At 67.1% G+C, this 23,747-nt stretch carries 25 protein-coding genes; all 25 read left to right on the forward strand.

Annotated elements, in window-relative coordinates; all coding sequences use genetic code 11:
- Nucleotides 1-17: 17 nt before the first annotated feature.
- The 25 genes from ABE473_RS16180 to ABE473_RS16300 all read left to right on the forward strand — a co-directional run bounded on the left by ABE473_RS16180 (nucleotide 18) and on the right by ABE473_RS16300 (nucleotide 23,655).
- Nucleotides 18-1,232: a flagellin gene (locus ABE473_RS16180; protein ID WP_346490206.1), complete on the forward strand. Its 1,215-nt coding sequence runs from the start codon at nucleotides 18-20 to the stop codon at nucleotides 1,230-1,232.
- 81 nt (nucleotides 1,233-1,313) lie between these two features.
- Nucleotides 1,314-2,534, forward strand: coding sequence for a flagellin (locus ABE473_RS16185; RefSeq protein ID WP_346490207.1), 1,221 nt, complete (start codon nucleotides 1,314-1,316; stop codon nucleotides 2,532-2,534).
- Nucleotides 2,535-2,988: 454 nt separating this feature from the next.
- Nucleotides 2,989-4,371, forward strand: coding sequence for a flagellar filament capping protein FliD (fliD, locus tag ABE473_RS16190; RefSeq protein ID WP_346490208.1), 1,383 nt, complete (start codon nucleotides 2,989-2,991; stop codon nucleotides 4,369-4,371).
- Nucleotides 4,372-4,498: 127 nt separating this feature from the next.
- Nucleotides 4,499-4,915: a flagellar export chaperone FliS gene (gene fliS / locus ABE473_RS16195; protein ID WP_176989025.1), complete on the forward strand. Its 417-nt coding sequence runs from the start codon at nucleotides 4,499-4,501 to the stop codon at nucleotides 4,913-4,915.
- Nucleotides 4,912-5,208 carry a hypothetical protein gene (locus ABE473_RS16200; RefSeq protein ID WP_176989026.1) on the forward strand — a complete coding sequence of 99 codons (297 nt, stop codon included), beginning with the start codon at nucleotides 4,912-4,914 and terminating at the stop codon, nucleotides 5,206-5,208. The genes fliS and ABE473_RS16200 overlap by 4 nt, the downstream gene beginning before the upstream one ends.
- A complete protein-coding gene (locus ABE473_RS16205) occupies nucleotides 5,205-5,786 on the forward strand; it encodes a PilZ domain-containing protein (protein ID WP_176989027.1) in 582 nt (193 codons plus the stop codon). Before ABE473_RS16200 ends, ABE473_RS16205 begins: the two co-directional genes overlap by 4 nt.
- An 87-nt stretch (nucleotides 5,787-5,873) precedes the next feature.
- Nucleotides 5,874-6,506 (forward strand): response regulator transcription factor, encoded by a 633-nt coding sequence (locus ABE473_RS16210; RefSeq protein WP_121036749.1) that lies wholly within the window; start codon nucleotides 5,874-5,876, stop codon nucleotides 6,504-6,506.
- A gap of 263 nt (nucleotides 6,507-6,769) precedes the next feature.
- Entirely contained in the window at nucleotides 6,770-8,182 is a 1,413-nt protein-coding gene (rpoN, locus tag ABE473_RS16215) for an RNA polymerase factor sigma-54 (protein ID WP_346490209.1), read from the forward strand.
- 14 nt (nucleotides 8,183-8,196) lie between these two features.
- Nucleotides 8,197-8,574: a response regulator transcription factor gene (locus ABE473_RS16220; protein ID WP_026070040.1), complete on the forward strand. Its 378-nt coding sequence runs from the start codon at nucleotides 8,197-8,199 to the stop codon at nucleotides 8,572-8,574.
- The gene (locus ABE473_RS16225; RefSeq protein WP_346490210.1) at nucleotides 8,571-10,067 is read left to right on the forward strand and encodes a sigma-54 dependent transcriptional regulator; all 1,497 of its coding nucleotides are present in this window, start codon (nucleotides 8,571-8,573) and stop codon (nucleotides 10,065-10,067) included. The genes ABE473_RS16220 and ABE473_RS16225 overlap by 4 nt, the downstream gene beginning before the upstream one ends.
- A 271-nt stretch (nucleotides 10,068-10,338) precedes the next feature.
- Nucleotides 10,339-10,701 (forward strand): flagellar hook-basal body complex protein FliE, encoded by a 363-nt coding sequence (gene fliE / locus ABE473_RS16230; protein ID WP_179458995.1) that lies wholly within the window; start codon nucleotides 10,339-10,341, stop codon nucleotides 10,699-10,701.
- Between the two features lie 12 nt (nucleotides 10,702-10,713).
- Nucleotides 10,714-12,354 (forward strand): flagellar basal-body MS-ring/collar protein FliF, encoded by a 1,641-nt coding sequence (gene fliF, locus ABE473_RS16235; RefSeq protein ID WP_176989031.1) that lies wholly within the window; start codon nucleotides 10,714-10,716, stop codon nucleotides 12,352-12,354.
- A 13-nt stretch (nucleotides 12,355-12,367) separates the two neighbouring features.
- Nucleotides 12,368-13,354 (forward strand): flagellar motor switch protein FliG, encoded by a 987-nt coding sequence (gene fliG, locus ABE473_RS16240; RefSeq protein WP_176989152.1) that lies wholly within the window; start codon nucleotides 12,368-12,370, stop codon nucleotides 13,352-13,354.
- Nucleotides 13,351-13,986 carry a FliH/SctL family protein gene (locus ABE473_RS16245; RefSeq protein WP_179458997.1) on the forward strand — a complete coding sequence of 212 codons (636 nt, stop codon included), beginning with the start codon at nucleotides 13,351-13,353 and terminating at the stop codon, nucleotides 13,984-13,986. The genes fliG and ABE473_RS16245 overlap by 4 nt, the downstream gene beginning before the upstream one ends.
- Nucleotides 13,983-15,362 (forward strand): FliI/YscN family ATPase, encoded by a 1,380-nt coding sequence (locus tag ABE473_RS16250; protein ID WP_346490211.1) that lies wholly within the window; start codon nucleotides 13,983-13,985, stop codon nucleotides 15,360-15,362. Before ABE473_RS16245 ends, ABE473_RS16250 begins: the two co-directional genes overlap by 4 nt.
- Nucleotides 15,363-15,365: 3 nt before the next feature.
- On the forward strand, nucleotides 15,366-15,824 hold the full coding sequence (gene fliJ, locus ABE473_RS16255) for a flagellar export protein FliJ (RefSeq protein ID WP_179458999.1): 459 nt from the start codon (nucleotides 15,366-15,368) through the stop codon (nucleotides 15,822-15,824).
- Nucleotides 15,824-16,987 carry a flagellar hook-length control protein FliK gene (locus tag ABE473_RS16260; RefSeq protein ID WP_346490216.1) on the forward strand — a complete coding sequence of 388 codons (1,164 nt, stop codon included), beginning with the start codon at nucleotides 15,824-15,826 and terminating at the stop codon, nucleotides 16,985-16,987. Before fliJ ends, ABE473_RS16260 begins: the two co-directional genes overlap by 1 nt.
- Before the next feature lie 170 nt (nucleotides 16,988-17,157).
- Nucleotides 17,158-17,676: a flagellar basal body-associated FliL family protein gene (locus ABE473_RS16265; protein ID WP_176989035.1), complete on the forward strand. Its 519-nt coding sequence runs from the start codon at nucleotides 17,158-17,160 to the stop codon at nucleotides 17,674-17,676.
- 8 nt (nucleotides 17,677-17,684) lie between these two features.
- Nucleotides 17,685-18,692, forward strand: a complete 1,008-nt coding sequence (gene fliM, locus ABE473_RS16270; protein WP_346490212.1) for a flagellar motor switch protein FliM — start codon at nucleotides 17,685-17,687, stop codon at nucleotides 18,690-18,692.
- Nucleotides 18,689-19,042: a flagellar motor switch protein FliN gene (gene fliN, locus ABE473_RS16275; RefSeq protein WP_346490213.1), complete on the forward strand. Its 354-nt coding sequence runs from the start codon at nucleotides 18,689-18,691 to the stop codon at nucleotides 19,040-19,042. The genes fliM and fliN overlap by 4 nt, the downstream gene beginning before the upstream one ends.
- Entirely contained in the window at nucleotides 19,039-19,440 is a 402-nt protein-coding gene (gene fliO / locus ABE473_RS16280) for a flagellar biosynthetic protein FliO (RefSeq protein ID WP_176989038.1), read from the forward strand. Before fliN ends, fliO begins: the two co-directional genes overlap by 4 nt.
- Nucleotides 19,441-19,442: 2 nt before the next feature.
- On the forward strand, nucleotides 19,443-20,225 hold the full coding sequence (gene fliP / locus ABE473_RS16285) for a flagellar type III secretion system pore protein FliP (RefSeq protein ID WP_346490214.1): 783 nt from the start codon (nucleotides 19,443-19,445) through the stop codon (nucleotides 20,223-20,225).
- Between the two features lie 39 nt (nucleotides 20,226-20,264).
- On the forward strand, nucleotides 20,265-20,534 hold the full coding sequence (locus ABE473_RS16290; protein WP_019184809.1) for a flagellar biosynthetic protein FliQ: 270 nt from the start codon (nucleotides 20,265-20,267) through the stop codon (nucleotides 20,532-20,534).
- 11 nt (nucleotides 20,535-20,545) lie between these two features.
- On the forward strand, nucleotides 20,546-21,337 hold the full coding sequence (gene fliR, locus ABE473_RS16295; protein WP_176989039.1) for a flagellar biosynthetic protein FliR: 792 nt from the start codon (nucleotides 20,546-20,548) through the stop codon (nucleotides 21,335-21,337).
- 173 nt (nucleotides 21,338-21,510) lie between these two features.
- Nucleotides 21,511-23,655: an EAL domain-containing protein gene (locus tag ABE473_RS16300; protein ID WP_346490215.1), complete on the forward strand. Its 2,145-nt coding sequence runs from the start codon at nucleotides 21,511-21,513 to the stop codon at nucleotides 23,653-23,655.
- Nucleotides 23,656-23,747: the final 92 nt, after the last annotated feature.

A 23,747-nucleotide genomic window follows, 5' to 3' on the forward strand; every position in this document is an offset into this window, starting at 1 on the left:
CTCAAGGACCCTTCCTCATGGCACAAGTCATCAACACCAACACGATGTCGTTGAATGCTCAGCGTAACCTGAGCACCAGCGGCAGCTCCCTGGCCACCACCATCCAGCGCCTGTCGTCGGGTTCGCGCATCAACAGCGCCAAGGACGACGCCGCCGGCCTGGCGATCTCCGAGCGTTTCGGCACGCAGATCCGCGGTACCGACGTGGCCATCCGCAACGCCAACGACGGCATCTCGCTTGCCCAGGTTGCCGAAGGTTCGCTGAGCGAAATCGGCAACAACCTGCAGCGTGTCCGCGAACTGGCCGTGCAGTCCTCCAACGCCACCAACTCCGCCAGCGACCGCAAGGCGCTGCAGGCCGAAGTGACGCAGCTGGTCAGCGAAATCGATCGCGTGGCCAAGCAGTCGGACTTCAACGGCACCAAGCTGCTGGACGGTTCGTTCTCCAGCCAGCTGTTCCAGGTCGGCGCCAATGCTGGTCAGGCCATTGCCATCGATAAGGTGGTGGACGCTAAGGCGAACGCGTTGGGAGGAACGACCTTCGCTACCGGCGGCACCCTTGAGGTGGACGGCGCCACGCTGGACAGCGGAACGATTGCATCAATGAAGGTCGGAAAGATCGACCTTGGTGAAGTTAAGTTCGATTTTGTTGACCCGGCCGGTGATGCCACCATCCAGGCGTCGAATGCAGCCAACGCTGTCAAGGCAATCACGGCAGCTATCAATAGCAAAATCGGTGAGACCGGCTTGCATGCCGCACCGACAGTTGATGAGGCAACTGGAGCTGTAACCGCAGGGTCGATTACCCTCACCTCAGTCAAGGCGGACAACAAAGCGACTGACATCGCTGTGACAGCTGGTGCCACCACTCCCGACGGCCTGACTCTGAATGCAGATGCCGCCGATGGGACCGCCGCATCGCACCTGTCCGATCTCAAAATCGACACCGTTGCCGGTGCCCAGCAGGCTCTAGAGATTGTTGACAGTGCACTGGGCTCGATCAACAGCACCCGCGCGGACCTCGGCGCCATCCAGAACCGCTTTACCTCGGTAGTTGCAAACCTGCAGACCTCGACCGAAAACCTGTCCGCGTCGCGCAGCCGCATCAAGGACACGGATTTCGCCAAGGAAACCGCAGAGCTGACCCGTACCCAGATCCTGCAGCAGGCCGGTACGGCCATGTTGGCCCAGGCCAATCAGGTCCCGCAGAACGTGCTCAGCCTGCTGCGCTAAGCCGGAGTCCAAACGCCTGCGCCGAGACATTCGGCGCAGGTGTAACGATCGATTCACGATCCACCGCCAAAGGAAACCACCATGGCACAAGTCATCAACACCAACACGATGTCGTTGAATGCTCAGCGTAACCTGAGCACCAGCGGCAGCTCCCTGGCCACCACCATCCAGCGCCTGTCGTCGGGTTCGCGCATCAACAGCGCCAAGGACGACGCCGCCGGCCTGGCGATCTCCGAGCGTTTCGGCACGCAGATCCGCGGTACCGACGTGGCCATCCGCAACGCCAACGACGGCATCTCGCTTGCCCAGGTTGCCGAAGGTTCGCTGAGCGAAATCGGCAACAACCTGCAGCGTGTCCGCGAACTGGCCGTGCAGTCCTCCAATGCTACCAACTCCGCCAGTGACCGAAAGGCGCTGCAGGCCGAAGTCACCCAGCTGGTCAGTGAAATCGACCGCGTTGCCAAGCAGTCGGAGTTCAATGGCACCAAACTGCTTGACGGCTCGTTCTCCAGCCAGCTGTTCCAGGTCGGTGCCAACGCAGGACAAGCAATCGCTATCGATAAGGTGGTCGATGCAAAGGCGAGCTCGCTTGGCGCGACCACGTTTGCCACCGCCGGCAGCATTGACCTGACAGGAGAGACGCTCACCTCCGGCAAGATCGCTGATGCCAAGATCGGGGCAATCGAGCTTGGCGAAATCAAGTATGAAGTAGTTGCCCCGGCAGCTGGCGCGGATGCTGCGGCAATAGCCGCGGCAGCGGCAAGCACGGCTCAGAATGCCGTCAAGGCCATCTCCACCGCAATCAACGCGAAGATCGGTGAGACCGGCGTACATGCTGCAGCGGCGACCAAGGCGGACGGAACGGTTGACCCGGGCAAAGTCACCCTCACTGCAGTGAAGGCTGACATCGTGATCGCAGATATGGAAGTCGCCGGTATCACCGCTGATCCCGATGACACCACGCAGCTGACTGCTGGCAGCGGGGCCTCCCATCTCTCCAATCTCGACATTGGCACTGTCGTTGGTGCACAGCAGGCGCTGGAGATCGTCGACAGCGCCCTGAGCTCCATCAACAACACCCGTGCAGACCTCGGCGCCATCCAGAACCGCTTCACCTCGGTGGTCGCCAACCTGCAGACCTCGACCGAAAACCTGTCCGCGTCGCGCAGCCGCATCAAGGACACGGATTTCGCCAAGGAAACCGCAGAGCTGACCCGCACCCAGATCCTGCAGCAGGCCGGTACGGCCATGCTGGCCCAGGCCAACCAGGTGCCGCAGAACGTGCTCAGCCTGCTGCGCTGATCCACGCCTGCATCGTCCCCGCCGCCGGCTTCTGCCGGCGGCGCGGGCAACCCGAGGCATCGCAAAGCACGCGCAGGAACGGGCCATGGCCATGGGACCGGACGCTCTCCCGGTCGCCACATCATCGTGGCCATGGCCCGCCCCTGCGGCAGAACTGTTATCAGCGCTGTTTGTTTGACTGAACACCCCGGGTGGCTTCGTCTCCCCCCGCTTTTCAGTAGCCTGACCCCTCCTCTGCATTGGAGGAGGGTTTTTTACAGACCACCTATCAAGGGCGCGCATCGCCGCCCCTGCCCCAGGGCTCCTGCAACCGGCGTGCCAAACCCGCCCCCGCCCTGGCTGGCACAACTCCTGCATCAACGTGGCTCTAAAGACCCGGCGGCTACGGCCGCTACTTTCGTTGATGGCATCGCCCTGCGACTTCACTGCAGTGGCAACAAACAGGAGATACAACGTGGCGGACTTCGGTTACGGCGGCATCGGTTCAGGACTGGATATTTCCGGCATGGTCAGCAGCCTGGTGGCAGCCGATCGCAAGCCGGCGGACAACGCACTGAACCTGCAGCAGTCCAAGGCCAAGATGCAGCTCTCGGCGATCGGCACGGTCAAATCCGCGTTCGACACCCTGAACACGGCGCTGAAGGCGCTGAAGGCCAATACGGCCTTCGATGCCCGCACGTTCACCGCCAGCAAGCCCGGTACCGACGAGATCTTGACGGCCACCGGCACCAACGCAGCCGCGGCCGGCACCCACGTCATCGACGTGAAGGAGCTCGCCACGGCGAACAAGTGGATCGCCGACACCTCGCTGCCGAAGACAGACACCTTCGGCGCCGGAACCCTGACGCTCACCGTGGGCGTAGGCGACAAGCAGAAGACGTTGAACATCAACGTCGAAGCGGATGACACGCTCAGCTCGATCCGCACCAAGATCGAGAAGGCCGGACGCGCCTCGGGTGTGCAGGCGACGCTGATCTCCTCGGGCGATAACCAGTACCTGTCTATCTCGCAGGAGAAGTCCGGTACCGCCAATGCCATCAAACTGACCGCCGACCCGTCGAACGCCAAGCTCGCCGCGCTGGCTGACAGCCTGAAAGAGCGCACGCCCGCCGCTGACGCCAGGCTGATCATCGATGGCGTGGAAGTCACCAGCAGCGAAAACACGGTGACCGACGTCGTCCCCGGCCTGACCCTGAACCTGAAGAAGACCGGCGAAAGCACCGTCACCATCAGTACCGACGTCGCGGCCGCGCGCAAGGTGATGCAGGACTTCGTCACCGCCTACAACGGCGCCATCGCGGCAATCAACACCGCGACCAAGTACGACATCGAGAACAAGGAACCGTCCTCGCTGACCGGCGATGCCCAGATGCGCGGCGCCTCCAGCCAGCTGCGCAGCATGATGGGCGGCATCCTCAAGGATCTGTCGGCCGCCGGCCTGGACCCCAAGAAGATCGGCCTGCAGACCCGCGCCTATCCCAACGCGGATGGCAGCCTGGTGCTGGATACCGCCAAGTTCGACGCGGCCCTGGTCAATCAGGGTGGCGCGGTACGCGAAGCCTTCACCGGCGATGACGGTGCGGCGGCCAAGCTGTTTGCCATGGTCGACGGCTATGTCAGCACCACCGTGGGCAAGGAAGGCGCGTTCGTCTCGCGCACCAAGAGCATCAACACCACGTTGACCGACATCGACAAGCGCCGCAAGGCGCTGGATGTGCGCATGGAAGGCGTGTCCGAGCGTTACAGAAAGCAGTTCCTCGCGCTCGACGCGCTGATGAGCAAGATGAGCCAGACCATGACCAGCCTCACCTCGCAGCTCTCGCAGCTCAGCGGCTGATCGATCGCGGCAGCGGACTCAAGTTGAACCGGCCCGCTGCCGATATCACTGGCAGGACACCCGCAGGCTCCACCCGGTGCCGACGATGTCGCGAACCTCGCGGCCCCGCATGAAGGAGACATGATTGATGTACGGTTCCAACCGTCAATTCACCGAGCAGTACCGCAAGGTCGGCGTGCAGAGTTCGGTTACCGATGCCGACCCGCACAAGCTGGTGGCGCTGCTGCTGGCCGGTGCCTGCGAACGCCTTCGTCTCGCCCTGGCCTGCATGGAACGTGGCGACCAGGCGCGCAAAGGCAAGGCGATCGGCGAGGTCTGTGCGATCGTCGGCCATCTCAACGGCTCGCTGGACCATGAGGCCGGCGGCGAGATCGCGGGCAATCTGTCCTCGCTGTACGACTACGTGATGCACCGGCTGACCGAAGCCAACCTGCACAATGATCCGGCCGCGTTGACCGAAGCCCTCGAGCTGCTCGGCGAAATCGACGCCGCGTGGAATGCCATCCCCCAGCAGCAGCGCCAGACTGCGCAGGCCGCCCCGTGAGTTCGCTCGGCGCGCTGAACGCCCGGCTCGATGCACTGGAAACCGCGCTGCACGACGAGAATTTTGACGAGGCCGGGTTGCAGCTGGATGCCCTCGATGCTGCCCAACAGGACTACCTGGCCGGCCCGTCGGCCCTGTTCGATGTGCCGGGCCTGTCCTCGCTGCAGGCGCGCCAGCAGCGCATCATGCTGTTCATGATGCGGCAGCGCGAAGACGCCAGCCGCCACATCCACAACGGCCACCAGTCCCTTCGCGCCGCGCAGGCGTACCTGACCGCAGAATCCCTGTCATGACCGACCTTCGCACCAGCGCCATCCATCACCCGGCCGAAAGCGAGCTGTTCGATGAGACGCTGAGCTGCGAACTGGCGCTGCCGGCCGAGTTCCGCATCGGCAGCGCGGTGATCCGCCCCGGGACCGCCGAGACCCTGCTGCGCAGCGTGGCCCTGGTTGAAGACGCACGTGGCGACGACGGCCATGACGACCGCAGCGATGCGACGCTGCAGGTACAGCGCCTGGAAGCCAAGCTGGATCTGGTCATGGTGCTGCTGGGCCGGCTGGTGCGCCAGACCACCCAGGACTTGCCCCTGCGTCCGCTGCGCTGGTCGCGCCGCGGCATCCGCCTGGAACAGGGCACGCGCAGCGGCGCCACCCCGGGGAGCATGGGCGTGATCCGCCTGCAGCCCTGCGACTGGCTGCCCGACCATATCGACCTCCCGGTGGTCATCGTCGCCGAAGCCGCCAACGGTTCGGGCGCCCACTATCTCTGGCTGCGCTTCGAAGGGCTCAGCGACGCGCTGGAGATGGCGCTGGAACGTCATCTGTTCCGCCTGCACCGCCGCCAGATCGCCGAAGCACGTCGTCTGCGCTGACCATACGCTCCCGACTGTGACCCAATCGGCTTGGCGGTAGGCCTTCACTCCGTTAAGGTGACGACCTCCCCGCTTCCCTAGCAGCCTGTGCGCGTTCTCATCGTCGATGATCACACCCTGGTCCGTGCCGGCCTCAGCCGCCTGCTGCAGGGCTTTGCCGACGTCGAGGTCATCGCCGAGGCCAGCAACGCCGAACAGGCGCTGCAACTGAGCGTGCAGCATTCGCCGGACGTGGTGCTGATGGACCTGTCCCTGCCCGGCCGCACCGGCCTGGAAGCCCTGAGCGACATCCTGCTGCGTACGCCCGGCTCGCGCGTGGTGATGATGACCATGCACGACGATGCCGTGCATGTCCGCGATGCGCTCGACCGGGGTGCGGTTGGCTTCGTGGTCAAGGATGCCGCTCCGCAGGAGCTGGAACTGGCGCTGCGTGCCGCCCATGCCGGCCAGGTGTTCCTGAGCCCGCAGATCTCGGCCAAGATGCTGGCGCCCATGCTGGGCAGGGAAAAGCCGGTCGGCGTGGCGGCCCTGTCGCCGCGCCAGCGCGAGATCCTGCGCCAGATCGGCAAGGGCGAAAGCAACAAGGAAATCGCCGCCGACCTCGGCATCAGCGTCAAGACGGTGGAGACCCACCGCGCCCGCATGATGGAATCGCTGGGCTGCCGCCGCGCCAATGATCTGGTGCTGCTCGCCGCCCGCCACCAGCACGAGCTGGAGTGAGGCGCGCCGGTTCTCCGGCACACAGCGGGCAGCCGGGCCATCGGTGACGGATTATTGAAGCCAGGCCTTCGGTGCTGGCGACCACAGTACAAGGCCCGACCGCCCCTCACCGTCAAAATACCGCGCTGGTGTAGGGGTTCTCCCTACACGCTGTCAGGCATTTGACGACCCGACTCAGGAACCCCCTGATTCCCGGCGTACGGGAACAGAAGCAAGATGTGTTCCATAACGCACCGGGGAGTCGGTGCGAACGGGGAACCACCTTGAAAGCCTCCATGTCGACCCAGATGGGTCAGCAGCTTCACCTCACGCCGCAGCTTCTGCAGTCCATCCGCCTGCTGCAGCTTGACGGGATGCAGCTGGAACTGGAAATCCGCCGCGCACTGGATACCAACCCGCTGCTCGAGCTCGAGGAAGCGCCGGAGCCGGTAGCGGCCGAGACCGCCGAAGCCACGACCAGCCAGGACGTGGCCGCCTTCGACGAACTGCCCGAGAGCACCATGTGGGACGTCGCCGGCGCCGGCTGGCAGGATGGCGACGATGACCGCATGCAGCGCGTGGCGGCGGGCGAATCCTCCGACCCTCAGCTGCGCGCCCTGCAGCGCCTGGCCATCGAACTGGATGCCCGCGAACTGGCCGTGGCCGGTTTCTGGCTGGAGCACTGCGACGACGCCGGCTATCTGGACGCCCCGCTCGCCCAGCTGACCCTGCTGGCCAGCGCCCGCTGCGATGTCGATGCCGCAGGCGTGGAAGCGGTCCGCCAGCAGATCCTGCACGGCGACCCGGTCGGCCTGGCCGCGCAGGACCTGCATGAATGCCTGAGCGTCCAGCTGCGCGCCCTGCCCGGCCGGGTTGCCGCCCGCCATCTGGCCCAGCGCGTGCTCGATCACGGCCTGGCCGCGCTGGCCGCACACGATTACCCGGCCCTGGCCCGGGACCTGGATGCCGAAGTCGCCGATATCCATGAAGCGGTCCGCCTGATCCTGTCGCTGCAGCCGCGCCCGGGCGAAAGCCTGCTGCCGGACAGCAACGGCGTGGTCATCCCGGACGTGGTCGCCTGGCACGCCGATGGCCAGTGGCGCGTGGCGCTCAATCCGGCCACCAGCCGCCGCCTCAGTATCAACCCGCACTACGAACAGGCCCTGGCCGAGACCACCGATGCGGCCCAGCCGCTGCGCGACATGCTGCAGGAAGCGCGCTGGCTGACCCGCGGCCTGTCGATGCGCTATGACACCCTGCTGCGCACCGCGCGGGTGATCATCGAGCGCCAGTCCGGCTTCCTGACCCGTGGCGAAGAAGCCATGGCGCCGCTCACGCTGAAGGAAGTGGCCGACGAAATCGGCATGCACGAGTCCACCGTCTCACGCATCACCACCGGCAAGTACCTGCAGACGCCGCGCGGGACGCTGGAACTGAAGCATTTCTTCGCAGTGCGCCTGGAAGGCGCCAGCGTCTCCGGCCAGGCCGTCAAGGCCATGGTGCGTCGCCTGATCGAGTCCGAGCCGGCCGCGCGCCCGCTGGCCGATGAAGCCATCGCCGGCCTGCTCTCGCGCCAAGGGGTGAACATCGCCCGCCGTACCGTTGCAAAATACCGCGAACAACTGGACATCGCCCCGGCGCGCGAACGCCGCCGCAGCCATGCCAGCACCCCGCACCTCCTGGCCCGGGTGGGCTGAAGGAAATGGAAGACATGAACAAGCTCACCGTCCTGCTGGTCGACGACCACGAAGGTTTCATCAACGCCGCCATGCGCCACTTCCGCAAGGTCGACTGGCTCGATGTGATCGGCAGCGCCGCCAATGGCCTGGAAGCGATCGAACGCTCCGAGTCGCTGCGCCCGAAGGTGGTGCTGATGGACCTGGCCATGCCGGAGATGGGCGGCCTGCAGGCGACCCGCCTGATCAAATCGCAGGACGACGCGCCCTACATCGTCATCGCCAGCCACTTCGATGACGCCGAACACCGCGAGCACGCCCTGCGCGCCGGGGCCGACAACTTCGTCAGCAAGCTGTCCTACATCCAGGAAGTGATGCCGATCCTGGAAGGCCTGAAGGGGAACGGATCATGAGCGAGTCACGCATTCTGGTCGTGGACAACGACGCGGTCCGCGCCGAGCGCACCGTCGCCCTGCTGGAGTTCATGGACTTCAACCCGCGCTGGGTGGCCGACGCCAACGATTTCGACATCACCCGCCATCGCCCGAACGACTGGATGGCCGCGATCATCGGCGGCCTGGACGGCTCCGAGCGCAGCGACGCGCTGTTCGCCTGGCTGGGCAAGGGCGCACTGCCGCCGCCGGTGATGCTGATCGATGGCGACACCACCGCTTTCGCCCGGCAGTACGGCCTGCACGAAGCCAATGTGTGGCCGCTCGAAGCCCCGCTGCGCCACGCGCAGATGGAAGGCCTGCTGCGTCGTGCCAGCCTCAAGCGCCTGGATGCCGAGCACCAGGCCGGCGCCGTGCAGGAACAGGGGCCGACCGGCGACGGCCCGGCCGTCACCCAGCTGCGCCGCATGATCGAGCAGGTCGCCGCGTTCGACACCACCGTGCTGGTGCTGGGCGAATCGGGCACCGGCAAGGAAGTGGTCTCGCGCTCGATCCACCAGCGTTCGCCGCGCCGCGACGGTCCGTTCGTGGCGATCAACTGCGGCGCGATCCCGGCCGACCTGCTGGAAAGCGAACTGTTCGGCCACGAAAAGGGCGCCTTCACCGGCGCGCTGAGCGCCCGCAAGGGCCGTTTCGAAATGGCCGAAGGTGGCACCCTGCTGCTGGATGAAATCGGCGACATGAGCCTGCCGATGCAGGTCAAGCTGCTGCGCGTGCTGCAGGAACGCAGCTTCGAGCGGGTCGGCGGTAACCAGACCATCCGCTGCAACGTTCGCGTGATCGCCGCCACCCATCGCGATCTGGAATCGCGCATCGCCGACGGCAAGTTCCGCGAAGATCTGTTCTACCGGCTCAACGTGTTCCCGATCGACGTGCCGGCCCTGCGCGAGCGCAGCGAAGACCTGCCCGCGCTGGTCACCACCATTGCCGGCCAGCTGGCCCGTACCGGGCGCGGCGAAGTGCGCTTCACCGGCGAAGCGCTGCAGGCGCTGGCCACCTACGAGTGGCCGGGCAATGTGCGCGAGCTGACCAACCTGGTCGAGCGCCTGGCCGTGCTGCACCCCAGCGGCAACGTACGCGTGCAGGATCTGCCGGCGCGCTACCGCGGCGATTTCGCCGTCCCGGCCCCGGTCGTGGCGGCCGTACCGGCGGCCGCCGCCGACGAGCGCCTGGACCTGCGCAGCTTTTCGTTCCACACCCCGGGCGCCCAGGGCACCACCGCAGCGGACAACGGCAGCGGCCCGGCTGCCCGCGCGCCGGCCCTGCCGGACGACGGCATGGACCTGCGCAACCACATGGCCAGCATCGAGTTGAACCTGATCAACGAAGCGCTGGAACGCACCCAGGGCGTCGTCGCCCACGCCGCCCAGCTGCTCGGCCTGCGCCGCACCACGCTGGTGGAAAAACTGCGCAAGTACGGCATCGAGCGCGACCAGACCGAACTGGCCGGCTGAGCAGATTTGCAGCTGGAAAGCAGAAGCCCGGGCACGTCCCGGGCTTTTTTTTGGTTCCCCGCCCTCCGCCGGTTTTCCGGCGTCGACTCTCCGGCACGCCACAGCAACACACTGCCGCTGGCGCATGCCGTCGCACCGCGCCGCCCTGTGCACAGGGACGGCTGAATACGCAAACCCCCGCCCCCCTTACGAAACTGAATCGCTCATCGGTTTCGGCACGGCACTTGCAACGTATTCACCCGTAACCCACCCCTGCTTCGGAACGTTCCAGATGTCGCACTCCGTCACCTCGATCCTTTCTCAGATCCGCACCTTCCAGACCCAGATGGGGCAACCCGCCGTCAGTCCGCTGACGGAGGTGCCGCGCAGCAATGCCATCCAGGGCCTGGTGGCCCCCCAGGAGATCCAGGGCCCCAGCTTCACCGAAACCCTGCGTGGCGCCATCGCCGGCGTCAACGATGCGCAACAGAAATCCGGCGCGCTGGCCAAGTCCTTCGAACTGGGTGAACCCGGTGCGGACCTGGCCAAAGTGATGGTCGCCTCGCAGCAGTCCCAGATCGCCTTCCGCGCCACCGTGGAAGTCCGTAACCGTCTCGTCCAGGCTTACCAGGACGTGATGAACATGCCGCTGTAAGGATAGAAACGCATGGCCCTGTCGCTCTCCAAAGAATCGCTGAACACCGAAAAGGCTGGGCAGTGGTTCGACCGGCTGCAAAGCCTGCAGATCACCCGTCGGCTCGGCCTGATGGCGATGATCGCCGTGGCCGTGGCGGCAGGGCTGTTCGTGTTCTTCTGGTCGCAGAAGCCGGGCATGGTGCCGCTGTACACCGGGCTGGACCAGAAGGCCACGGCCGAGGCCACCGACCTGTTGCGCGCGGCGCAGATTCCGTTCCAGCTCGACCCCGCCACCGGCGGCATCACCGTGCCGGAGAAGAACCTGCACGATGCCCGCCTCAAGCTGGCCGGCTCCGGGCTGACCGACAGCGGCCGCCTCGGCTTTGAACTGATGGAGCGCGACCCGGGCTTCGGCGTCAGCCAGTTCATGGAGAACGCCCGCTACCAGCACTCGCTGGAAACCGAGCTGTCGCGCACCATCAACACGCTGCGTCCGGTCCGCGATTCGCGCGTGCACCTGGCCATCCCCAAGCCCAGCGCCTTCACCCGCCAGCGTGACGTGGCCAGTGCCTCGGTGGTGCTGGAACTGCGCGGCGGGCAGCAGCTCGAACGCGGCCAGATCGATGCGATCGTGCACATGGTCGCGGCCAGCATTCCGGACCTTGCCCCGGAGCGGGTGACCGTGGTCGACCAGAGCGGGCGCATGCTCAGCGTCTCCGACCCGAACAGCGATGCGGCCATGAATGCCGCGCAGTTCGAGCAGGTCCGCCGCCAGGAAACCTCGTTCAACCAGCGCATCCGCGAGCTGCTCGAACCGATGACCGGCCCTGGCCGCGTCAATCCGGAAGTCAGCGTGGACATGGACTTCTCGGTGATCGAAGAAGCCCGTGAGCTCTACAACGGCGAGCCGCAGAAACTGCGCAGCGAGCAGATGAGCGAGAACAGCAGCAACGTGCCCGGCCCACAGGGCGTGCCCGGTGCGGCCAGCAATACCCCGCCCGGCCCGGCGGCCGCCCCGGCCACCGCCCAGGCACCGACCGAAACCTCCAAGAACGCCACCCGCAACTACGAGCTCGACCGCACCCTGCAGCACACCCGCCAGCCGGCCGGCCGCATCAAGCGCGTCTCCGTGGCGGTGCTGGTGGACAACGTGCCGCGCGCCGGCGCCAACGGCAAGATGGCCGACCAGGCCCTCTCGGCCGCGGAGCTGACCCGGGTCGAGGCGCTGGTCAAGCAGGCGGTTGGTTTCGATGCCGAGCGTGGCGATACGGTCTCGGTGATGAATGCCCCGTTCGTGCGTGAGGTCACCCCGGTCGAAGGGCCGAAGTGGTGGGAGCTGCCACAGGTACAGGACGCACTGCGTCTGCTGCTGGGCGCGATCGTGGTGCTGGCCCTGGTGTTCGGCGTGCTGCGCCCGGCGCTGCGCTCGATCACCGGCCAGACCAAGCCGAAAGACGACGAACTTGAACCCCACAGTGCCGATGTGCAGCTGGTCGACGATGGCGAGGGCCTGCCTGCGATCGGCAGCGAACGCCTGCACGCGGCGGGACATGAACCCCTGGCGTTGCCGGTGGACTCTTACGAGGAACGACTGCGCATGGCGCGTGAAGCTGTAAAGACCGATTCCAAGCGCGTGGCCCAGGTGGTCAAGGGCTGGGTGGCCAATGATTGATGCATCTCCCCCGCTGACCGGCGTGCAGCGCGCCGCCGTGCTGCTGCTTTCGCTGGGCGAACTGGACGCGGCCGAAGTGCTGCGCCACATGGAACCCAAGGAGGTGCAGAAGATCGGCATCGCCATGGCGACCATGACCGACATTACCCGCGAGCAGGTCGAGCGCGTCATGGACCAGTTCGGCAGCGAGCTGGGCTCCAAGACCTCGCTGGGCGTCGGTTCGGACGACTACATCCGCAACATGCTGGTGCAGGCCCTGGGCACCGAAAAGGCCGGCAGCCTGATCGACCGCATCCTGCTCGGCCGCAATACCACCGGCCTGGATGCACTGAAGTGGATGGATCCGCGCGCCGTCGCCGACCTGGTCCGCAACGAGCACCCGCAGATCATCGCCATCGTGATGGCCCACCTGGAAACCGACCAGGCCGCCGATGCGCTCAAGCTGCTGCCCGAGCGCACCCGGGTGGACGTGCTGCTGCGCATCGCGACCCTGGATGGCATCCCGCCGAACGCACTCAATGAACTCAACGAGATCATGGAGCGCCAGTTCGCCGGCAACCAGAACCTGAAGTCGTCCAATATCGGTGGCGTGCAGTGCGCGGCCAACATCCTGAACTTCATGGACAGCGGCCAGGACCAGGCGATCCTGGGCGAGATCGCGCGCATTGATGCCCCGCTCAGCGGCCGCATCCAGGACCTGATGTTCGTGTTCGACGATCTGGTCGACCTGGACGATCGCGAACTGCAGCTGGTGCTGCGCGAAGTCAGCGGCGAACGCCTCGGCCTGGCCCTGCGCGGTGCCGACATCAAGGTGCGCGACAAGATCACCCGCAACATGTCCCAGCGTGCAGCTGAAATCCTGCTGGAAGACATGGAAGCCCGTGGCCCGGTGCGCCTGTCCGACGTGGAAGTGGCGCAGCGCGAGATCCTGGCGATCGTCAAGCGCATGGCCGATGAGGGCACCGTCACCATTGGTGGCAACGCGGAGGCGATGCTGTGAACAACGCCGTGCGCTGGCTTGCCCCGGACCTGCTGGCGGTGCCCGAGCCGGCACCGGAAGAACAGTTCGACCTCACCGAACCGGATCTGGAGTTCGAGCCGGAGCCGTTGCTGCAGCTGCCGACCCTGGAGGAAATCCAGGCAATCCAGGACAACGCCGAGAAAGACGGCTTCGACCAGGGCCACGCCGAGGGGTTGGCCCAGGGCCAGGCCGAAGTGCGCCGCCTGATCGCGCAGATCGAAGGCATCCTCGACAACTTCAGCCGGCCACTGGTGCGGCTGGAGAATGAAGTGGTCGCCGCGCTCGGCGAGCTGGCGGTGCGCGTGGCCGGCAACCTGGTCGGCCGTGCCTACGAAGCAGAACCGGAGCTGCTGGCACAGCTGGTCAACGAGGCGCTGGACGCCGTGGGCGGTGCAAGCCGCGACGTGGAAGTCCGACTGCACCCCGACGACATCGCCGCGCTGGCCCCGGTGCTCAACCTGGCCCCGAACCAGCGCCTGACGCCGGACCTGAGCCTGAGCCGCGGCGACCTGCGCGTGCATGCGGAAGCCGTGCGCATCGACGGCACGCTGGATGCACGCCTGCGCGGCGCCCTGGATGCGGTCATCCGCAAAGCCGGAACCACCCCATGAATACCGAGCCCCTGCCCCCGCCCGCCGACTGGACCGCCGCACGCAACCTGCGGCTGGCCTCGCGGCTGGACAACATCCGTCCGGACACCGCCCATGGCCGTGGCCTGATCCGCGAAGGCGTGCTGCGCCGCGCGGTCGGCCTGACGCTGGAAGCGGTCGGCTGCGAAGCGCCGATGGGCGCCAGCTGCAAAGTCGAAGTGGCCGATGGGGGCTGGGTCGATGCCGAAGTGGTCGGCTTCGCCGGTGAACGCACTTACCTGATGCCGAGCGCGGAACTGCATGGCCTGCTGCCGAATGCGCGGGTCGTGCCTTCGCTGGGTCGCGGCGGCGCGGAGGTCGGCGAAGGCCTGCTGGGCCGCGTGATCGACAGCGACGGCGTCCCGCTCGATGGCAAGGGCCCGATCCGCGCCGAAGGCACGGTCGGCATGGCCGGCGTATCGATCAATCCGCTGGCGCGCGAGCCGATCACCCAGCCGCTGGACGTCGGCGTGCGCGCGATCAACGCGCTGCTGCCGATCGGTCGTGGCCAGCGTGTCGGCCTGTTCGCCGGGTCCGGCGTGGGTAAATCCACGCTGCTGGGCATGATGACCCGCTACACCGCCGCCGACGTCATCGTGGTCGGCCTGATCGGTGAACGTGGCCGCGAAGTGCGTGATTTCGTGGAAAGCACGCTCGGCGAAGAAGGCCTGCGCCGCGCGGTAGTGGTGGCCAGCCCGGCCGACCGCCCACCGCTGGCCCGCCTCCACGGCGCCTACCGCGCCACCGCGATTGCCGAGTGGTTCCGCGACCAGGGCCTGAACGTCCTGCTGCTGATGGACTCGTTGACCCGCTTCGCCCAGGCCCAGCGTGAAATCGGTCTGTCGGTCGGCGAGCCGCCGACCACCCGCGGCTACCCGCCGTCGGTGTTCGCCAAGCTGCCTGCGCTGGTCGAACGCGCCGGCAATGGCGCCAAGGGCCGCGGCTCGATCACCGCCTTCTACACCGTGCTGACCGAAGGCGACGATCCGCAGGATCCGATCGCCGATGCCGCACGCGCGATTCTTGACGGCCACATCCTGCTCTCGCGCCGCGTCGCCGACAGCGGCCTGTACCCGGCCATCGACGTGGAATCCTCGGTCAGCCGCGTGGTCACGGAAATCGCCGACGAACCGTGGCGCCTGCGCATCCGCAAGCTCAAGCGGCTGGTCTCGGCGTACTCGTCCAACCGCGACCTGATCGCCATCGGCGCCTACCAGCGCGGCAACGACCCGGCGACCGACGAGGCGCTGGAGCGCTGGTCGGACATTGTTGAATTCCTCGGCCAGGACGTCGGCAAAGCCGCCGACCTGCCGCACAGTCAAGCCGCCCTCAAGCGGCTGGTGGAACCAGAGACTTAAGCCATGATCCAATCCAAGCGCTTCGACCCCTTGCTTAAACGAGCCCAGGACCACGAAGACGAGGTCGCCCGCGACCTGGCCGAGCGCCAGCGCGCGCTCGACACGCATGTGTCGCGCCTGGATGAGCTGCGCCGCTACGCCGAGGAATACGCCGGCGCACAGATGTCGGCCACCAGCCCGGCCCAGCTCATGAACCGCCGCGCGTTCCTGGATCGCCTGGACAGCGCGGTCGCCCAGCAGCGGCAGACCGTGGACAACAACCGCGAAAAGGTCGACGCGGAGCGCGCCCGTCTGTTGCTGGCCAGCCGCGACAAGCAGGTGCTGGAACAGTTGGCTGCCAGTTACCGCGCGCAGGAAAAGGTGGTTACCGACCGCCGCGACCAGCGCGAGATGGACGACCTCGGGGCCCGGCGCTCGCGCCAGGCGCAGCGCGAAGACAGCGAGAACGGAGGCACCCCGTGATGCCCCCCGCCCTGCTCGGGGGTGCCGCATCCGCACAGAATGCGGGCGGCACCTCGCCCAGCCCCCGCGCGGACAGCGCCAGCGGCACCGACCGTCGGGACTTTGACGCGCTGCTCAAGCCGGGCAATGAGGCACCGCGCAACGACACGCCGCCCAAGTCCGGCAGCAACCGCGACGCGGGCAAGAGCACCCCCACCAGTACGCCCGGCCAGGACAAGGACGCAACGACGCGCCCCGCCAAGCCCGGCGCCAAGAAGGCGGACGACCTGGTCGCCGCCACCGATGCCACGGGCAAAGCACCGGCCACGGCGGAGAAGCCGGCCGCCGAACCGGCGGACGACACCGAAGCCGCCTGGCCGCCACTGGGGCTGGCCGGGCTGGCATTGAACGGGCTGCCGGTGCCGGCGCCGGTGCCGGCGCCCACACCGGTCACACCCGTGGCGGCCGGTACCGCCGCCGGCACCAATGCGGCGTTGCCGGCCCTGGCGACTGCAGCCCCGGAGGCGAACGCCACCCCGCCGGCGCTGGCCGCCGCGCCGTCCACCGACGGCAGCATCGCACTGCCCGCGTTGGCCGCCGATGCCGCGCCAGCCGACGATGCCCTGCTGCTGAAGACCTTCACGGACGCCTTGAACGCGGCCACCAACGACGGCCCCGATGCCCCCGCCAGTCCGTTGCTTCATGCGCTGCAGGGCATGACCGAGGCCAAGCCGGTGGTCGCCAGCCTGTTCACCGGCTCCCCCACCGCCACCCCGCATCTGGGCGGCGAAGACTTTGACGATGCCGTCGGCGCACGCGTCGGTTGGCTGGCGGACCAGAAGATCGGCCACGCGCATATCAAGATCACCCCGAACGACCTGGGGCCCATCGAAGTGCGGCTGCAGCTGGACGGCGACAAGGTGCATGCCACCTTCACCAGCGCCCACGCCGATGTGCGTCACGCGCTGGAAAGCAGTCTGCCGCGCCTGCGTGAGCTGCTCGGCGAGCAGGGCTTCCAGCTCGGCAACGCCGACGTGGGCCAGCAGCAGACCGCGCCCGACGGCGGACGTGGCGATGGCAGCGGCGGGATGACCGGCGACGACGGAGAGCCGGCGCTGGCCGATACCACCCTGTCCCCGTCCCAGTTGATCCGCCAGCGCGGCCTGGTCGACGCCTACGCGTGATCGCGTAGCTGTGCAGCCACGCCATGCGTGGCTGCCCTTGGTTCCGGCGAGGCAAACGTCCGCCCCTGTGTTGCGTGCTCACCCCGCCAGAAACCCGACGCACGCCATCTCCAGCATTCAGGCACGCGCTTTGCATGTAGGCAGGAAGCAATCCTCTGGAGCTTCCCCTCGTGGCCGCAGCCGCCGATAAAACCAAGAAATCCGCCGACAAGGACAAGACCGCCAAGCCGCGCAGTCCGCTCCTGGTCACCGCCCTGGTCGCGGTGCTCGCCGCCGGCGCCGCCGGTGGCGGCGTCTGGTACTTCACCCAGTCCAAGCACGACGACAAGGCCGCCAAGCCGGCCACCAGCAAATCCGCCGTGCCTGCCCCGGCGCAGTACTTCGGCCTGGAACCGCCGTTCGTGGTCAACCTCAACAGCAGCTTCGACGGCCCGCGCTACCTGCAGGTCGAAGTGCAGCTGATGAGCCGAGACCCGGCCGCGATGGAGGCGATCAAGCTGCATGCGCCGGCCATCCGCGCCAAGCTGCTGATGCTGTTCTCGCAGGTCGAACCGACCGACATCGCCGACCGCGCCGGCAAAGAGCGCCTGCAGGCCAGTTCCCTGGCCGAAGTGCAGAAGCTGCTCAAGGCCGAGACCGGCAAGCCCGGCGCCGACGAATTGCTGTTCACCAGTTTCGTGACCCAGTAAGGGCGACCATGAATGACCTGCTTTCCCAGGACGAGATCGATGCCCTGCTGCATGGCGTGGACTCCGGTGCGGTCGAGACCGACATCGATGCGCCCACGCCCGGCGAGGCGCGCTCGTACGATTTCGCCAGCCAGGACCGCATCATCCGCGGTCGCATGCCGACCCTGGAAATGGTCAACGAGCGCTTCGCGCGCCTGTGGCGCATCGGCCTGTTCAACCTGATCCGGCGTTCGGCCGAACTCTCCGTGCGCGGCATCGAGCTGATCAAGTTCAACGACTACATGCATTCGCTGTACGTGCCGACCAACCTCAACCTGATCCGCTTCAAGCCGCTGCGCGGCACCGGGCTGATCGTGTTCGAGCCGACGCTGGTGTTCGCGATCGTGGACAACTTCTTCGGCGGTGATGGGCGCTACCCGACCCGCATCGAAGGCCGTGAGTTCACCGCCACCGAAATGCGCGTCATCCACCTGCTGCTCAAGCAGACCTTCGCCGACCTGCAGGAAGCCTGGGCGCCGGTGATGGACGTGGAGCTCGAGTACATCAACTCCGAGATCAACCCGCACTTCGCCAACATCGTGACGCCGCGCGAGTACGTGGTGGTCTGCCGCCTGCATGTCGAGCTTGACGGCGGTGGCGGCGACATCCACGTCACCCTGCCCTATTCGATGCTCGAGCCGATCCGCGAGCTGCTCGATGCCGGCATCCAGAGCGATCGCAACGACCGCGACGCGAGCTGGGGCGTGATGCTGCGCGAACAGCTCAACATCGCCGAAGTCACGCTCTCCAGCGTGCTGGCCAGCAAGCGCATGACCCTGCGTGAGCTGACCGGCCTGAAGGTCGGCGACATCCTGCCGATCGACATGCCGGCGCAGGTGCCGTTGTGCGTGGAGAACATCCCGGTGTTCACCGGCGAGTTCGGCATCGCCAACGGTTGCAACGCCGTCAAGATCACCGCCACCCATCCCCCGGGCACCCGCCCACGCGTTCCCGTACTCCAGGAAGTCTCGCAATGAACGATATCGAATCCAACGAACCGCTGTCCCCAGTGGAACCGGCACCGGCGCAGTTCACCACGCTGCAGTCCGATGAGAACCTCGGTCCCGAGCTGAACCTGGATGTGATCCTGGATGTACCGGTGACCCTGTCGCTGGAAGTCGGCCGCGCCCGCCTGCCGATCCGCAACCTGCTGCAGCTCAACCAGGGCTCGGTGGTGGAACTGGAACGCGGTGCCGGCGAATCGTTGGACGTGTTCGTCAACGGCACCCTGATCGCCCATGGCGAGGTGGTGGTGATCAACGACCGCTTCGGCGTGCGCCTGACCGACGTGGTCAGCCCGAGCGAACGGATCCGGAGACTGCGTTGAGTGCCGGGCTGCTGATCGCGGCCGGCGCCTCGACCGTCAAGGTCGGCCAGCATGCCGCCGCCGCACCGGGCATGTTCGGTGCGGTGCTGGCGTTGCTGGGCGTGCTGGCCCTGATCGTCGGCCTCGGCTGGCTGCTCAAGCGCATGCCCGGCAGCGGCTTCCGCCCGGCCGAAGGCCTGCGCGTGGTCGCCAGCCTGACCGTCGGCGCCAAGGAGCGCGTGGTGGTGGTCGAGGTCAATGGCACCCAGCTGCTGCTGGGTGTCACCGCCGGCGGCATCAACACGCTGCATCAGCTGCCCGAACCGCTGCCGACCCCGCCGCCGGCGCGCCTTCCCGATTTCAAACACCTCCCGAATTTCGCCCAGCTGCTGCAACAGCGGCTGCGCAAGGAATCCTGATCATGCGTGGCCCCCGTACCTCTTGGACCCGTTACCTGCCGCTGTTGCTGACCGCCCTGCTGTGCGCGCTGCCGGCCCTGGCCTGGGCCGCGCCCGGCGTGCCGGGCGTACCGGCGTTGCCGGACGTGAATGTCGGCAAGATCGGCGGCCAGCCGGTCAGTCTGCCGCTGCAGACCCTGCTGCTGATGACGGCGATCACCCTGATCCCGTCGATGCTGCTGGTGCTGACCGCCTTCACCCGCATCATCATCGTGCTCGGCCTGCTGCGCCAGGCGCTGGGCACCGGCCAGACACCGTCCAACCAGGTGCTGCTCGGCCTGGCCCTGTTCCTCACCGCGATGGTGATGCTGCCGGTCTGGCAGAAGGCGTGGGGCAGCGGCATGGCGCCCTACCTCAACGGCGAGATCGATTTCCAGACCGCCTGGACGCTGACCACCCAGCCGCTGCGCGCCTTCATGCTGGCCCAGATCCGCGAGACGGACCTGATGACCTTCGCCGGCATGGCCGGGCATGGCACCTACGCCAGCCCGGATGCCATCCCGTTCCCAATCCTGGTCGCCTCGTTCGTCACCAGCGAGCTGAAGACCGCGTTCGAGATCGGCTTCCTGATCTTCATCCCGTTCGTGATCATCGATCTGGTCGTGGCCAGCGTGCTGATGTCGATGGGCATGATGATGCTCTCGCCGATGCTGGTCTCCGCACCTTTCAAGATCCTGCTGTTCGTGCTGGTGGATGGCTGGGTTCTCGTGGTTGGCACCTTGGCTGCCAGTTTCAATGCGGTCTGACCGCCCCGCCCTGTTGACCGATACGGACCCGAGACCGACATGACGCCCGAACTTGCCCTGACCGAACTGCGTGGTGGCCTGATCACCGTGCTGTGGGTCGCCGGCCCGCTGCTGCTCACCGTGCTGATCGTCGGCGTGGTGGTCGGCGTGGTCCAGGCCGCGACCCAGCTCAACGAACCCACCATTGCCTTCGTGGCCAAGGCAGCCGCCCTGACCGTGGTGTTGTTCGCGCTGGGCAGCCTGTTGATCGGCCACCTGGTCGAATACACCACGCTGCTGTTCCAGCGCATTCCCCACCTGATCGGCTGAGGCCCGCCGCCGTGGATTCCGCGACCCAGATGGCAGCCGATGGCCTGCAGGCCTTCGGCATGATCGGCACGATCCTGTGGACCATGCTGCGCATCGGCGCGATGCTGATGGCCATGCCGCTGATCGGCACCCGCGCGGTGCCATCGCGGATCCGCGTGCTGCTGGCCGGTGCGCTGGCGATCGCGCTGTCGCCGATGCTGCCGCCGGTGCCGGAATGGACCGGCTTCGATGCGGCCACGGTATTGACCGTCGCCCGCGAGCTGGCGATCGGCGTCTCGATCGGATTCGTGCTGCGGCTGGTATTCGAAGCCGGCGCGATGGCCGGCGAGCTGGTGGCCCAGGGCACCGGCCTGGCGTTCGCGCAGATGAGCGATCCGCTGCGCGGCGGCAGCTCCGGCGTGATCGGGCAGTGGTTCTATCTGCTGTTCGGCCTGCTGTTCTTCACCGTCAACGGGCACCTGGCGCTGATCTCACTGCTGATGGACAGCTACAAGGCCTTGCCGATCGGCACCTCGCTGCCCGATCCACAGGCGTTCCTGAGCATTGCCCCGACCTTCCTGCTGCAGGTCTTCCGTGGCGCGCTCACCCTGGCCCTGCCGCTGACCGTGGCGATGCTGGCGATCAACCTGGCCTTCGGTGTGCTGGCCCGTGCGGCGCCGGCCTTGAACCCGATCCAGCTGGGCCTGCCGGTGGCGTTGCTGCTGGGGCTGTTCCTGCTCACGGTGCTGGCCGGCGAAATGGGCCCGCCGGTGCAGCGCCTGTTCGACGCGGCGTTCGATGCCGCCGACAGCGTCAGCCGCTGACCCGGGACACGCCGGGACAGCCACGCCACCGTCCCGCGGCGCCGCGCGCCTGCCCCTTGCGATCCCCCCCGGGCCTGGCGTTAGTCTTGGCTGAAGACGAGGCCATCACCGGTACTCTTCGGTGATCGCGTTCTGTCGTATCGCTCAGATGTTGACCAGGGAGAGCGTCATCCATGCTGATCGGCAGTTACACCCCGTGGTTGGTGGTCGTTTCGTTCCTGGTCGCCGTGCTGGCCTCGTTCACTGCGCTGGACATGGCCAGCCGGGTCACCACCGCGGCCACGCCCCGCACCACCTGGCTGTGGCTGGTCGGCGGCGGCTGCGCGATGGGGCTGGGCATCTGGTCCATGCACTTCATCGGGATGCTCGCCTTCCGGCTGCCGATCCCGCTCGGCTACGCGCTCGGCCTGACCACGGTCTCGCTGCTGGCCGCCATGGCGTCTTCGATCTTCGCCCTGTGGCTGGTCTCGCAACCCACCCTGCCGCACGGCCGCCTCGCGCTCGGCGCCGTGCTCATGGGCAGCGGCATCGCCTCGATGCATTACCTGGGCATGGCCGCGCTGCACATGCAGCCCGGGATCGACTACCACGCCGGCTGGGTGGCGCTGTCGCTGGTGATCGCGGTGGTCGCTTCATGGACTGCGCTGTTCATCGCCTTCCGCCTGCGCAGCACGCACCGTCGCCTGCGCGACCGCGCCGCACCGGCGCTGGTACTGGGCACCGCGATCGTGGGCATGCACTACACCGGCATGGCGGCCGCGCGCTTCCCGGCCGGCAGCATCTGCGGCGCGGCGGCCGGTGACGGCCTGCAGGCGCAATGGCTGGCACTGGTGGTCCTGGTGCTGACCATCGCGATCCTGGCGGTGGTGCTGATCGTTTCCTGGCTCGACCAGCGCATGGAGGCGCAGCTGCTGCGGCTGCGCAACACCGACCTGAGCAGTTCGCTGGACGATGCCCACGCCGAGCTGACCCAGGCGGCACTGCACGATCCGCTGACGCGCCTGCCCAATCGCCGGCTGCTGCAGCAGCGCATCGAGCAATCGCTGACCGAGGCCGAACAGCGTGGCAGCCGCTTCGCGGTGATGTTCATGGATCTGGACGGCTTCAAGCAGGTCAACGACGCCTACGGCCATCAGACCGGCGACGCCCTGCTGGTGGCGGTCGCCGACCGCACCCGCAAACTGCTGCGGCCGGCGGACATGATGGCGCGCCTGGGCGGCGACGAGTTCGTGCTGGTGGTACCGATCGAGAACGACGAAGACGTGGCGACACTGGCCAGCCGCATCATCCAGACCGTCGGCGGCGAGCCGCTGCTGCCGCGCCACGATCTGCAGGTGACCGCCAGCATCGGCATCGCGATCTGCCCGGACCATGCCGCCAGCGAACGCCAGCTCATGGGATTCGCCGATGCGGCGATGTACCAGGCCAAGGAAGCCGGCCGCAACGCCTACGTGCTGTTCGCGGACTGGATGAATGACAGCGCCGAGCAGCAGTTCCAGCTGCTGGGCGACCTGCGGCGCGCGATCGGGACCGAACAGCTGTTCCTGCACTACCAGCCCAAGACCCGTGTGGCCGGGCAGTCGGTCAGCGGCGCCGAGGCGCTGATCCGCTGGCGGCATCCGCAGCAGGGGCTGATTCCACCGGACCGCTTCATCCGCCTGGCCGAGCGCAGCGGTGTGATCAACGAGATCGGGCGCTGGGCGCTGGATGAGGCCTGCCGCCAGCTGCGTGTCTGGCACGACGCCGGGCATGACGGTTGGACGGTCTCGGTGAATCTCTCGCCGATCCAGTTCGCCTCGCCCAACCTGCTGCAGGAGGTCCGCGAAGCGCTGCAGACGCACCGCATCGAACCACGCCGGCTGATCCTGGAGATCACGGAAAACACGGTGATGCGTGATACCGAGGCCAGCCTTACCCTGCTGCAGGCCATGGCCGCGCTGGGCGTGGGCATCTCCATCGATGACTTCGGCACCGGCTACTCCAGCCTGCTGTACCTCAAGCGCCTGCCGGCCACCGAGATCAAAATCGACCACGCCTTCGTGAGCGATCTGGAAAACAGCTCCGAGGACGTGGTGATCGTCTCGGCGATCGTGGCGCTGGGGCATGCACTGGACATGGACATCGTCGCCGAGGGAGTGGAGACGGTCGGCCAGCGGGCCTACCTGGAACGACTGGGCTGCGATTACCTGCAGGGCTATCTGCTGGGGCGTCCGGTGGATGCCCAGCGCTTCATGCAGCTGCATGACCTGCCCCGGCCGCGGGTGGAGGTGGCGGCCGGCTGGAAGGCGCAGCCGCGGCCCGGCGCCTCGGCCGGGTGATGCAGGGTCACTGAGGTAGTGCCGGGCGCGTGGCGGCAGCAAGAAAAACACACGGCCACGCCAGGTGCCCGCCCCCGGGCCGCCCAACCTAT

It is taken from the genome of Stenotrophomonas sp. TWI700, from assembly GCF_039673645.1.
GTDB lineage: Bacteria > Pseudomonadota > Gammaproteobacteria > Xanthomonadales > Xanthomonadaceae > Stenotrophomonas > Stenotrophomonas maltophilia_AA.